Here is a 12,630-nt window from a genome sequence, read left to right on the forward strand (position 1 = left end):
TTTTTATTAAATTTTTTAAAGTGAAAGTGAGGATAAATCATGAATAAAGAGTTAAAAGAATTACTTGATAAAATTAATGCTAAGAAGTCAGAGGTTAAAAACTTAGCAAACGAAAATAAAATTGAAGAAGCACAAGCTGCTAAGGAAGAGTTGAAAAAACTTCAAGCTAAGTTTGATGTACTTTATGACTTAGAAGTTGAAGCAGAAGAAGGGATAAAAGATAAAATTGAAGCTGGAGAAGTAAAAGAAGCAACTAATAAGATAAAAGATTCAACTAAAGAATTTGCAAATGCTGCAAGAAATGGATTTAGAGTTACAAATAAAATGTCAGAAGGAACATTAGTAGATGGAGGATATACTGTACCAGAAGATATTTTAACAAGAATTAATACTTATAAAGAATCTAAAAAATCTTTAAAGGATTTAGTTAAAGTAGAAAAAGTTACTACAAATAAAGGACAAAGAACTTTTAAAAAGAGATCACAACAAACAGGATTTACTAAAGTTGGTGAAGGTGGGAAGATAGGAGTAAAAGGCACACCACAATTTGAGAGAATTGCTTATGAAATAGATAAATATGCTGGATATTTTCCTGTTACAAATGAATTATTAAGTGATTCAGACGCAAATATAACAAACACTTTAATTGAGTGGATTGGTGATGAATCAAGGGTTACAGCTAATAAATTAATATTGGAACAAATAGCAACTTTAAATGAAGTTAAACTAGAAGGAATTGATGATATAAAGAAAGCTTTAAATGTTACTTTAGGGCAAGCATTTAAGGCAACAAGTAAGATAATTACAAATGATGATGGGTTACAATATTTAGATACTTTAAAAGATACAGATGGTAAATATTTATTACAACCTAACCCAAGCAACCCTATGGAAATGAGACTTTGTGCTGGCGCTACAATTATTCCGATAGAGGTAATACCTAATGATGATATGGCAACTAATACAAATAAAGTACCATTTATTATAGGTGATTTAAAAGAGGGTATTGTTTTCTGGGATAGACAGCTAATGAATATTAAAACTTCTGATGTTGCTGTAATTGGAGACTTGAATGCATATGAAGAAGATTTAACTTTATTTAGGGCTATCGAAAGAGAAGATGTTACTATAAGAGATAGTAAAGCAATAGTTAATGGATATATTGATATAACACCCTAGTAAACCCTCTGAAAATGAGGGGATAGCTACAATTGGTAAAGCTAAGATAGGTAAAGCTGAAATAGGGAGAGGTGAATAACAATGGCTTATCAAAAACAAACATGGAATAATGGCGATATTATAACTAAAGAAAAAATGGATCATATTGAGGAAGGGATTTTTAATATAGAACTTACCCCTGGACCTCAAGGGCCAGCAGGTCCACAAGGAGCAACAGGACCAAAAGGTGACAAAGGAGAAACCGGTGCAAAGGGTAAAGATGCTGTTATTACTAAATTAGATAATATAGCTGAACTAGAAACAAATTCTGTTAGCGCTGAACAAATAGCGACGGCATATAATGCGCTAATTGCAGACTTAAAAGCAAAAGGATATATGAACCAATCATAAAGAGTGAGAGTTAAATTTCATTCTTTTTTAGAGGTGAATTATGGATTTAGAAGAATTAAAATTATTTCTTAGAATAGATGGAGAAGAGGAAGATTCATTTATTGAAGGATTACAAATTGCAGCGGAAGAGTATCTAACCAATGCTGGTATAAAGAAGGATTACACTAAAGAGTTGTATAAGCTTGCTATAAAAATACTGATATCTCATTGGTATGAAAATAGAGCTGTTGAAACTGCAGGAAAAAATGTAAGTAAAATAGCTTTTGGATTAGATACTATAATCGTTCAGCTGAAATATACTCAAGGTGATGCTATATGAATATAGGAAGTTTAAGACATAGAATTGAATTTCAAAGATTAGAAACAACCTATGATAAGGAGGGGTTTCCAATAGAGGAATATGTTACTTTTCAAAAAGCTTGGGCAGATATTAATAATCTTTATGGTAAAGAATATTGGAATAGTAAACAAGTAATATCTGAAAATGTAACGAGTTTCTATACTAGATACTATAAAAATATCGATATGGATTGCTTTATTATGTTCAATAAACAAAGATATGAAATATTAGAAATTGATAATATTAAATATTTAAATAAAGAGCTTAAAATAAAGGCTAAATTGCAGGTGATTAATAATGGCAATTGAGATAAGGGGTTTTGAAGATATTTTTAAAGATTTAGATGATATGAATATCTCTGATAAAAAAAAGAGAGCAGCATTAAAAGAAGGTGCTGAAATAGTAAAACAAGCTGTAATTGATAATTCTCCAGTTGCAACTGGGAATATGAAAAAGAGATGGAAAAGCAATATAAAAAGATTTGATGGAAATTTAGGTTTTGAAATAAGAGGTGATACAGTAGAAGATATATATAATGAGTTTGGATCTAGTGATAATAAAAAACATATAGGATTCTTTAGTAAGGCTGTAGATAAAGTATCTGATAAAGCAGTAAAAATTATAGCTAATGAGGTGCTTAAGTAGATGGAAGAATTATTAAGAAAAATTCTATTTGATGAAAGAATATCAAGTTTAGTTAATGATAAAATATATCTTTTAAAAGCTCCTAATAATACAATAGCTCCTTATATTGAATATGAAATTTTAAATGAAGAAGGTTCACTATTTGCGGAAAATGAAGAAATAGAAACAAATTATAGAATACAAATTGATGTATTTACAAAAGGAAGTTATGCATCAATAGTTAAGGTTATAAAAAATGTAATGAAAGAAAATGACTTTATAAAAGAGTTTAGAGGTTCTTTATACGAAGAAAATCCCAAGCTCTTTCATTATATTTTGAGATTTAATTATGAAAGTGAGGAATAGAAATGGCAAAGAAAATTACAACAGGTGTAGAGAAAGCGTATTATGCAGTTTTAACTACAGATGGAGATTCTCCAACTTATGAAACCGCTAAGTACTTACCAGGTTTAAGAGAAATATCTGTAACAGCAAATGAAGAACAAGCTACTATGTATGCAGAAAATAGATTGTATGATAGTGAAAATTCGTTAGGGGATATTGAAGTTACATTAGATTTTGCTTCAATAGATACAGCTAACTATGCTGTTTTATTTGGTAAAAAGATAGCTTCTGATGGAGGGATCATAGAAAGTGCTGATGACCAACCACCATATATTGCTTTAATGGTAGAAAAAACATTGAGTGGTGGTGTTAAAGAATATTTAACACTATTTAAAGGTAAATTAAGTATTCCTGAGGATAAAGCCAAAACAAAAGAAGGAAAAACAGAGTATCAAACTGTTTCAATTTCTGGATTGTTTATGCCTTTAGAAAATGGTATATGGAAACATAGTGTAAAAACAAGTGATGAAGGTTTCAATTTAGAAACTCATGCTGAGAAATGGGGAAAGGCAGTGGTAATACCTACAGAAAAAGTTATTTCAGATGTTTAATAAAAATTTAAAGGTAGCTTAGGCTACCTTATTAGTGGAGGTAATTGTGTTAGTAAATGAAATTAAAAGTTATAAGATAAAAATAAAAGATGAGGAAATAGAATTAAAACTAGATTTTAATGCATTAATAAAAATGCATAAAGAATATGGAAATGCATTCTTATTAATTTATCAATATGCCTTTGAAAATAATTTTGAAAAGCTACCAGCGATTATAAGATGTATGGCCAATAAGGATATTTCAGAAGAAGATGTTAAAAATACTATGTTGATTAATATAAAAACAATTGAAACTCTAAGCAATATAACTTTAGATTTACTTGATCAAGAGTTAACTGGAGTATCAGAATTTGAAGTTAAATCAGAAGTAAAAAAAAATCAAAAAATCAAGGAAAAGAAGTAGAGATTAAAGATTTTAACTTAGATTATTTTTATTATGTTGCAATACATCAATTAAATATGTCAGAAAATCAATTTTTAAATTCAACATTAAGACAAATTTTAATCTTAGAAGAATTACATAGTAACTATTTCAAAAATAATTTAAGAGAAATTGTTGGAGAAACTATTGATTCTATCTTTGGAAATTCAAAACAAGAAGAGGAAGAGGTATATGTAGAAAGCTTTTCAGAACTTTTTTAAAAAGGGGGTGGGAAATTGAGTGAATCTATAAGAAAAGTCAGCACAATATTTACAATAGATGATAACGAGCATAATAAAAAGTTAAAAGAAATAAATTCACAGTATAAGCTTACTCAAAGTGAAATAAAGCTTGCAGGTGAAAGATTAAATTATTTTGGGAAAAATACAAGCGATTTAACATACAAGCAACAAGCTTTAGTTAAACAAACAGAAACTCTTAAAGATAAAATTAATTTATATAAAGATAGTATAGAAAAAGCTAGTAACAAAGCTAAAGAAAATAATGATAAACTTAATGAATTAAAGAAAACAAAATCTAATTTAAATGATGAATATAGAAAATCTGTAAAAGTATATGACGAAGAAAAAAAGAAATTAGATGAAGCTGAAAATAGTTTAGAATTCTGGAAAAAACAACTTGAAGAAGTTACAAAAGAGCAAGGCAAAAATAGTTCGCAAGCACAAATGCATATGAGATATGTTATAGAGGGGTCTAAAGCAGTAAAAGAACAGAAGAAGGCTTTAGAGGAAGCTTCTAATGCCGTAGAAAAAAATAAAGAGAAACTAGATGAGAGTAGACAAGCGTATCAAGAACAAAAGGATGTAGTAGATAAAAATATTAAAACTGTTAATAATCATAAAATTAAATTAAATGAAGCAGAAGCTCAATTGACTAGAGTTGAATCCCAACTTAAAAGTACAAGTGAAGAGTTAGATAGGCAAAATTCGAAGTGGGCACAGGCTGGAGAAAGCCTTCAAAAGGCAGGAGAGAATATTTCTAACTTTGGAGAAAAGTCTACTAAAATAGGAAGCGCATTAACTAAAACTGTAACACTACCAGTAGTTGCTATGGGTACAGCGGCTATAAAAGCACAAGTTGATTGGGAAAGTGCATTTGCTGGAGTTAAAAAGACAGTAGATGGAACAACAGAACAAATAGCAGAACTTGAACAAGGTATAAAAGATATGTCTAAAGAACTTCCTTCAAGCGCTGAAGAGATTGCAGCAGTTGCAGAAGCAGCAGGACAATTAGGAATACAAACAGATAATATTTTGGGATTTACTAAGGTTATTATAGATTTGGGAAATGCTACAAATTTAACAGGAGAAGAAGGAGCAAGTCAGCTTGCTAAATTTGCTAATATAACAGGAATGGCACAAACTGAATTTGATAGGTTAGGGAGCACAATTGTTGCTCTAGGTAATAATTCAGCAACCACAGAAGCTGATATAGTTTCTATGGCTATGAGATTAGCTGGAGCAGGTACTCAAGTTGGAATGACAGAAGCAAATATAGTATCTTTAGCAGCGGCTTTATCTAGTGTAGGTATTGAGGCAGAAGCTGGAGGTAGTGCATTTTCTAAAGTTATGGTTAGTATGCAATTGGCAGTTGAAACTGGAAATGATAGTTTGAAAGATTTTGCAAGTGTTGCGGGAATGACAACAAATGAGTTCAGTAAAGCATTTAAGGAAGATGCTACTGGAGCGTTAATATCATTTATTCAAGGACTTTCAAAAGCGGAAGAGCAAGGAAGCAGTTCTATTAAAGTTTTAGATGATATGGGAATTACAGAAGTTAGATTAAGAGATAGCTTATTAAGAGCTAGTAGTGCTAGTGATTTATTTAATGAAACAATAGCGTTAGGAACAGAAGCATGGGAAGAAAATACTGCATTAACTAATGAAGCCAATCAGAGATATGCTACTACTGAAAGTCAAATTAAAATGTTAAAAAATGAAATAGTTGATATGGCAAGAGAGATAGGAGTTGAATTACTTCCAGTTGTAAAAGATGGACTTGTTATTATAAAGGATTTAATTGGAAAATTTAATAATTTAAGCCCTGCAACTAAAGAGAATATAATCAAGTTTGCTACTTTAAGTGCAGCCGTAGGGCCAGTAATAGGTACTGTAGGGAAACTCGCTCAAGGGATAGGAAGTGTTACAAAATTAGCAGGGACTTTATCATCTACATTGGGGGTAGCATCAACTGCAACTAGCGCTGTAGGAAGTGCTGCAGGAATAGCTGGTGGAGTTAGTGGAATGGCAGGACTTGCAAGTTCTTTGGGAGGAGTAGTTGTTGCGGCTGCGCCTTATGTTGCAGCGGGAGCAGCAATAGCAGGAGCTGTTTATCTTGTTTACAAGGGGCTTAATGAAGAAGTAATTCCGGAAGTTGATTTATTTGCAGATAAAGTTGAATATACAGCTAATACAGTTAATTCTTCAGGTCAATATATGGCTAACTCACTAGAAGCTACAGTAATTAAAATAAGTGATTCAACTAAAGAAGCTGTTGGAGCTTACATAGAGTTAGATGATAGTGCTAGAAATGAAATGCAAAGCTTATATATTAATTCTACTACTATTTCAGAACAAATAAAAACTGATATGACAGCTAAATTTAATGAAATGAGTACTCAAATAATTTCTGGTTATGAGAAACAAAAAAATGATAGTATAGCTCAATTACAAGAAATGTTTAGTTTACAAAGCACTTTAACGGCTGAGGAGCAAGCTAATATTATAGCTAATACAGGAACTTTCTATGAAGATAAAAAAATTCAAACACAGGAATTTGAAAATCAAATAAATCAGATTATAAATACTGCTAGTCAAGAAAAAAGAGCTTTAACACAAGAAGAAACTCGACAAATAACAGAACTTCAAAATCAAATGAGAGAAAATGCAGTAAAAGCATTAAGTGAAAATGAGGTTGAAGCCCAAGTAATACTTCAAAGAATGAAAGATTATGATGGAAGAATCACAGCAGAGCAAGCAGCAGAACATATTGCTAAATTAAATGAGAGTAGAGATAAAGCAGTAGCAACTGCTAATGATGAGTATGAGAAAAGAATTGCTACTATTACAAGATTAAGAGATGAATCAGGAGTAATTAGTGCAGAACAAGCTGATAAAATGATTGAAGATGCTAAAAGACAAAGAGATGGAGTTATTGAAAAGGCAGAAGAGACAAGATTAAATGCAATAGAAAAAATGCGAGAAATTAATTCTGACTTAGATAATGAAGTCAACACTCAAACAGGAACAGTATTAACGGCTTGGGATAAGATAAAAAGATGGTGGAGTAATTGGCAACCAGAAACAAAGTATATGAAAACTGTTACTTATACCGAAAAAATGAGTGGAGCTACAATAGGAGCTAATGCTTTAGGAACTTCATATTTCCAAGGGGGATTAACTTCAATAAATGAAAGAGGGTATGAAGTAGTTGAATTACCTAGAGGAACTAAAATAAAAAATCACTTACAGAGTGAGAATATGATAAAAGATACAGCGATTCAAACAGCTAAGGCTATAGCTGGATTAGTAACTAGTGAAAATTCTAATAATATAGAAATTCATGTATTTTTAGGTGAAAAGGAAATTATAGAAAAGACTACTAAACAAGTAGTTAAATCTGTAGGAAGAAGTACTAACAATTATAAAAAGAGCAAAGGTGGTTTAACATTTGGGTAAATATTTTATTATTTATAATGATAAAACTAATTTAGATGTTAATTTATTGATAGTAAGCAAACCATATAAACCTTCACCTGTTATGGAATATGAGGAGATAAAAGTTCCGGGTGGAAAAACTTTATATAGAGAAAAAGGCTACAATGATATAGAGATACCTATATCATTTAATTTTATGTCTAAATATTCCTGGGATAAAGATTTTAGAATTATAAAAGAATGGTTATTAAGCAAAGTTAACAGTAAATTAAAGTTTAGTGATGATCTAGAAGTATTTTATAGAGTTAATAAAGTAACCATAGATACTCCTGAAAGGTCAATAAAAAAGATAGGTAAATTTAATGCTATATTTACATGTGAGCCATATGTTTATATAGATGAAAATGAAAGAGAGTTAAGCTCATTTCTATGTAATAATTATTTAATTTCTAAGCCTGTTTATAGAATATTAGGAGAAGGGTATTTAACTCTTAATATAAACAATAACGTTATCAAAGCTAATATAGGGCAAGAGTTAATAATAGATACTGATAAAGGTTTATGTTATAGAGAAGGAATAGTAGATAATGTAGCTTTAGAAGGTAGATATGAAGATATGTATTTATTAGAAGGAGAAAATACTTTTTCTTGGACAGAGGGATTTGTAATTTATATTACTCCTAATTTGAGGTGCTTGTAATGATAGAAATATATTTAAAAACTAATACTAATTATGATAAAAACGGAGATATAACATTAGATCCAACTTCATGTACTTATAAAGAGAGTGAAAAGGAATTAACCTTAGAACATTTTTTAGATGAAGACGGAAGATGGAAGTATATTAATTTTGAAAATGTTATTGCTGCTGAAGAAAACGGGAAGAAAAAATTTTATAGAATATATAATGTAGTTAGGGAATTGTATAGTGTAACAGCTTATGCAAGGCCTATTTTTTATGATTTAATAGATAAAGTTTTATTAGATGTAAGACCTACTAATAAAATAGGGCAAGAAGCTTTAGATATAATTTTAGCAGATACAGGATTTACAGGACATAGTAATATTTCAAATTTAAGTACAGCCTATTATGTTAGGAAAAACATTGTAGAAGCTCTTTTAGGTAATGAAGAAAACTCTTTCTTAAATAGGTGGGGTGGAGAGTTCTATTGTGAAAACTTTGATGTTTACATAAATGATAAAATCGGCTCTGACAATGGAGTAAGAGTTGAATTTGGATATAATCTTAATGAAATAGAAGAAGATGTAAATATAGAAGAAGTTGTAACTAGGATAATTCCAGTTGGATATGATGGAATAATGTTAGATGGTGAAACTCCATGGGTAGATAGTCCTTTAATAAATAAATATACTCAACCTAAAATGAGGGTTATAGAATTTTCTGATGTAAAAGTTAAGGAGAGTTCTGATGATGAAGAAGGTTTTGACACAATAGAAGAAGCTAGAGCTGAATTAATTAGACAATGTAATTTACTTTATGAAAATGATATAGATAAACCAACAGTTAACTATAAAATTGATATGATTAATCTAGCTAATACTACAGCATATAAAGATTTTAAAATGCTTGTTGAAGTTAACAAAGGAGATACAGTAACTTGTTATATAAAGCATTTAGATATAGATGTTAAAGCAAGGGTAATAGATTATGAAAGAGATTTAATTACTGGAGAATATACATCTATAGAATTAGGGAATGCAGTTAGTAATTTTTTTAATAAACAAGCTGATATACAAAGTCAAGTGGATAATATTTTAAATGATAATGGGAGCGTTAATGCTGGAACTGTTGAAGGAGCTATTAATGCAATAAAAACTCAATTTAAGGCTCTTAAAGATATAGCACAACCACAAGATGTAAGAGCTATAATTTTTGAAGATAGAGTAGAAGATAGCCCTACATTTGGTTGTATGTGTTTAGGGACTATGGGGTTTGAGATAGCAAGTTCTTTTAAACCTGGAACTAAAGAATGGGATTTTAAAACATTCGGAACAGGACAAGGTTTTTATGCAGATTATATAGTAGCTGGAGTATTGAATGCAAATCTAATTAAAACAGGGATAATTAGAGCGTTAAATGGGGAGTCTTGGATAAATTTAGATACTGGTGAAGCACAAATTACTGGAGAATTAAGAAGTGCAAATGGTGATGAATGGGTTGGTTTAAATGCTGGTGGATTAACTTTTCAAGATTGGCACAGGCAAGAGCAAGTATTAAGGGTTGCAAGTGCTAATTTTACTGAAAATAGAGATATGAACGGTATTGTATTTGCAATGCCGAGGCATTCAGATTTTATTGGTTTCTCTCATATAGATAAAGAAAATCTAAATGATGGCTGGACCACAAGTGATACACAATACAATTTTTTAGAAATGTGGAGCTCAGACCAACTTGTTGATGGTTTTCAAAAAAATAAAGGTATTTCCTTTTATGCAAGAGCCTTTTTTAATGGTGGGATTAGAGTAAAGTCAGCTTCAGATAACTCATATGCAACCATTACAGGAACATCGACCTATAACAATGGGACAGGAATAACTAAAAAATTACTAGGATTATATGGGGATAACGGGGTAATTTTAGGATATAAAAATGCTGATTCGCTTACTGCTAGATTAATAGTAAGTGAGGAATGTTTTGCAGGTACAGGCGACACTATAACAAGCTTTGGAAATTGGAATTTTCAAGCTTATACCCTTCATAATGTAAAATTAGCAAATTATACATTAACCAACACTTATGCAAATACTGAAACTAGAACAATAGCAGAAGTTAGTGCTTTAGAAACTAATAGTACAGATAATATTAGATATGTTTATAAGAATATTACTAGTAAAGATAATAAAATTGTGTTGAATATACCAAATGAATATTTAGGGAGAGATTATGATATTGTTGGTGTAGCTAAGTTTGGATTCGGCGATTATGCAATAATTTCTAAAGAAGAAAATAGATTTATTATTGAAACAGATAGAGAAATAACAATGAATATAGAAATAAGCATAGCTTAAAGCAAAGCTTATAGAAAGGAAGAAAATGAATACAAAGATAATTAAATTTGATATAAATAAAAATTTATATAATACTTTGATAGCTAAGCAAGGAGATACTAAAAGTAGATTCTTGCTTTTTAATTTACTAGATGGATCTATACCTTTTAGTTTAGAAAACAGAAGTGTTAGAGTCTATGCAGTTAAACCAGATAGGACAGAAGTATTTAATGATTTAATAATTACTGATGCAGCTAAAGGTTATTGTATTTTAGAGCTTACTACCCAAATGTTAGCAGTAGCTGGAACTGTTAAACTAGAATTAATGGTTATAGAAGAAGATAAAAAATTAACATCAAGTATTTTTTATATGGATGTTAAGGAAAGTATTAATTCAGAAAAAGCTGTAGTAAGTACAAATGAATTTGGAGCTTTACTTACTGCTCTATCATCTTTAAATGAATATGATAATTATAAAAGAGAGATAGCTGCAGCTAGAGATGGAGAGGCTAATTTACTTACAAAAGTAAAAAAAATTGACGAACAATTGGATAATAATGTTCAAGAAATGAAAAATAATTATGCTAAAAAAAGTGAAGTGAATACTTTGGCTAACGATAAAGCTGATAAGATAACAGTAGAAGCATTAAATACAAAAATAAATGCCCTTAGAGAAAGTAGACCGAGTGGAGTTTATGATAATTTAGAAGCGTTAAAACAAGCTCATCCAACAGATGATGGGAAAATGTATATAGCTGGTACTAAATGGTGTTATCATAACGGAACTTCATGGGTTGAAGGTGGAGAGTACCAAGGAAAAGTCATAGGTGATGGTTCTATTTTAAAAACACATATAGCTGATGGAGAGATAGACCAACAAAGATTAAAGAGACCTTGGGGAAACATTTATAATCCATCTAGTATAACAATAGATTTAAAAAATAAAACAGTAAGAGTTAATGCAAACCCTCTTTATGTTTTTAGTGGAGGAAATGATTATGTTCAATGTGCTGATTATAATACAGTTTTAGATATAACAGAACAAATTGCAAATATGCAAACTTACTATTGGACATTGATGTTAGTTGTAGACTTATCACTTCCTCAAAGTAATAGATTAAAGGTTATATATGGGCAAACTGAATGTAAAAATTGTATCACACTTGCTATTATTACAAATGCTGGTGTTATAGGAAATGAGCTTGGTATAAACGTTATTAACTCACAAGGAAATGAAGTGTATAGAAGTTTTGAAAGACAATATACTCCAATAACTATACCAGATACTTTTAAAAAGAAACAATGGGAAGATAAAAATATAATGGTTTTAGGTGATAGTATAACCGAAACTGAAATTGGGTGGGTACAAAGATTTAAACAAATTATAAAGCCTAAAACATGGACTAATTTAGCTGTTGGCGGTGCTAAGTGGTGTAATGAAGATGACACTATAGTAGATGGAACAACTAGCGGAAATAACAATGTTATATCTAATCAAGTTTATAAAGCTATTAACGGAAGTTATCCAACACCCGACATAATTATTATTAGTGCTGGTACTAACGATTGGAGAGGTACTACAGAAGATATAAAGAAACAATTTACTAATGAAAGTAATAGCTATATACCATTATCAAGTGTTGACTTAAAGACATGGAGTGGTGCGATAAGATATGCAGTAGAAAAATTAACAACTAAATGGTTAAATTCTCAAATATTTATTTGTACTCCAAATCAAGCCGCACAAGGCATAAAGGAATATGCTTCTATAAGGGATAAAGGAAAAATAATAAAAGATGTTTGTCACAGATTATCAATACCAGTTTTAGACGTAGGTGGTGAATGTGGTATTTGTGGTTTATACGAAAACAATAATGGAAGTAATGGTAGGTATTTATGGGACGGACTTCACGAAAATAGTAACGGAGCATATAAACATGGTGAGTATATAGCTAAGCAGATAGCGAGTAGATATGTACAGTATAACTACAATGTTGATGAATATGATATTTAATGAATAATTGATAAATATTG

At 30.2% G+C, this 12,630-nt stretch carries 13 protein-coding genes; all 13 read left to right on the plus strand.

Going from position 1 to position 12,630, the window contains the following annotated elements; genetic code table 11:
• Positions 1-39: 39 nt before the first annotated feature.
• The 13 genes from HCG70_RS06835 to HCG70_RS06895 all read left to right on the plus strand — a co-directional run bounded on the left by HCG70_RS06835 (position 40) and on the right by HCG70_RS06895 (position 12,610).
• The gene (locus HCG70_RS06835) at positions 40-1,179 is read left to right on the plus strand and encodes a phage major capsid protein (protein ID WP_055277072.1); all 1,140 of its coding nucleotides are present in this window, start codon (positions 40-42) and stop codon (positions 1,177-1,179) included.
• Positions 1,180-1,260: 81 nt separating this feature from the next.
• The gene (locus HCG70_RS06840; protein WP_221697614.1) at positions 1,261-1,569 is read left to right on the plus strand and encodes a collagen-like protein; all 309 of its coding nucleotides are present in this window, start codon (positions 1,261-1,263) and stop codon (positions 1,567-1,569) included.
• 40 nt (positions 1,570-1,609) lie between these two features.
• Positions 1,610-1,888, plus strand: a complete 279-nt coding sequence (locus HCG70_RS06845) for a head-tail connector protein (protein ID WP_055277077.1) — start codon at positions 1,610-1,612, stop codon at positions 1,886-1,888.
• The gene (locus HCG70_RS06850) at positions 1,885-2,217 is read left to right on the plus strand and encodes a phage head closure protein (RefSeq protein ID WP_055277079.1); all 333 of its coding nucleotides are present in this window, start codon (positions 1,885-1,887) and stop codon (positions 2,215-2,217) included. Before HCG70_RS06845 ends, HCG70_RS06850 begins: the two co-directional genes overlap by 4 nt.
• Positions 2,207-2,554, plus strand: a complete 348-nt coding sequence (locus tag HCG70_RS06855; RefSeq protein WP_055277081.1) for an HK97-gp10 family putative phage morphogenesis protein — start codon at positions 2,207-2,209, stop codon at positions 2,552-2,554. The genes HCG70_RS06850 and HCG70_RS06855 overlap by 11 nt, the downstream gene beginning before the upstream one ends.
• Positions 2,555-2,899: a prohead protease gene (locus tag HCG70_RS06860; protein WP_221697593.1), complete on the plus strand. Its 345-nt coding sequence runs from the start codon at positions 2,555-2,557 to the stop codon at positions 2,897-2,899.
• A gap of 2 nt (positions 2,900-2,901) precedes the next feature.
• Entirely contained in the window at positions 2,902-3,489 is a 588-nt protein-coding gene (locus HCG70_RS06865; RefSeq protein ID WP_154821058.1) for a major tail protein, read from the plus strand.
• Positions 3,490-3,535: 46 nt separating this feature from the next.
• Complete coding sequence (locus HCG70_RS06870; protein ID WP_055277087.1) at positions 3,536-3,892, plus strand: hypothetical protein; 357 nt, start codon at positions 3,536-3,538, stop codon at positions 3,890-3,892.
• A gap of 56 nt (positions 3,893-3,948) precedes the next feature.
• Positions 3,949-4,131: a hypothetical protein gene (locus HCG70_RS06875; RefSeq protein WP_055277089.1), complete on the plus strand. Its 183-nt coding sequence runs from the start codon at positions 3,949-3,951 to the stop codon at positions 4,129-4,131.
• Between the two features lie 15 nt (positions 4,132-4,146).
• Positions 4,147-7,608 carry a phage tail tape measure protein gene (locus tag HCG70_RS06880; RefSeq protein ID WP_260457798.1) on the plus strand — a complete coding sequence of 1,154 codons (3,462 nt, stop codon included), beginning with the start codon at positions 4,147-4,149 and terminating at the stop codon, positions 7,606-7,608.
• A complete protein-coding gene (locus HCG70_RS06885) occupies positions 7,601-8,287 on the plus strand; it encodes a distal tail protein Dit (RefSeq protein WP_154821056.1) in 687 nt (228 codons plus the stop codon). The genes HCG70_RS06880 and HCG70_RS06885 overlap by 8 nt, the downstream gene beginning before the upstream one ends.
• A complete protein-coding gene (locus HCG70_RS06890) occupies positions 8,287-10,617 on the plus strand; it encodes a phage tail spike protein (protein WP_221697594.1) in 2,331 nt (776 codons plus the stop codon). The genes HCG70_RS06885 and HCG70_RS06890 overlap by 1 nt, the downstream gene beginning before the upstream one ends.
• A 25-nt stretch (positions 10,618-10,642) precedes the next feature.
• The gene (locus HCG70_RS06895) at positions 10,643-12,610 is read left to right on the plus strand and encodes an SGNH/GDSL hydrolase family protein (RefSeq protein ID WP_221697595.1); all 1,968 of its coding nucleotides are present in this window, start codon (positions 10,643-10,645) and stop codon (positions 12,608-12,610) included.
• The last annotated feature ends 20 nt before the right edge of the window (positions 12,611-12,630 follow it).

The sequence above is a fragment of the Clostridium sp. K04 genome, from assembly GCF_019734375.1.
GTDB lineage: Bacteria > Bacillota > Clostridia > Clostridiales > Clostridiaceae > Clostridium > Clostridium saudiense.